Genomic DNA, 552 nt, shown 5'->3' on the forward strand with positions numbered 1-552 from the left:
TTCTCGTCGTACGCCGCGCAGCCGGGCACCACCCGGGCGATCCGGCGCCGGATCTCGCCGTAGTCGTCGCGGAAGGCCGCCCACGGCACCGGCGAGGCGTCGCCCAGCGTGGCGATCGCGAGCGAGCAGACGATGTCGACCTCGGAGCGCAGGTGCTCGGACGCGGGCTCGAGCGGCCCGTGCGAGGCGTGCACCGCCGACATGGAGTCCTCGACCGTGACCCGCTGCACCCCGCCGCCGGTGAGGTCCTTCTCGCTGCGGCCGAGCGCCGGGAGGATGAGCGCCTCGCCGCCGTGGACGACGTGGGAGCGGTTGAGCTTCGTCGACACGTGCACCGTGAGCGCCGCCTGGCGCATCGCGGCCTCGGTCACCTCGGTGTCGGGCGCGGCGCCGACGAAGTTGCCGCCCATGGCGAAGAACACCCGGACCTTGCCGTCGCGCAAGGCCCGGATCGAGCCGACGGTGTCGAGGCCGTGCTCGCGGGGCGGCTCGAAGCCGAACTCGTCGCGGATCGCGTCGAGGAAGTGGTCGGGCAGCCGCTCCCAGACCCCC

At 73.9% G+C, this 552-nt stretch carries 1 pseudogene; it reads right to left on the minus strand.

Features of this window, described 5'->3' with window-relative positions:
- Positions 1-552: pseudogene (locus FB586_RS18825) on the minus strand (hypothetical protein); the annotation flags it as partial.

This window comes from Cellulomonas telluris (genome assembly GCF_004886325.1).
Taxonomy (GTDB): domain Bacteria; phylum Actinomycetota; class Actinomycetes; order Actinomycetales; family Cellulomonadaceae; genus Cellulomonas; species Cellulomonas telluris.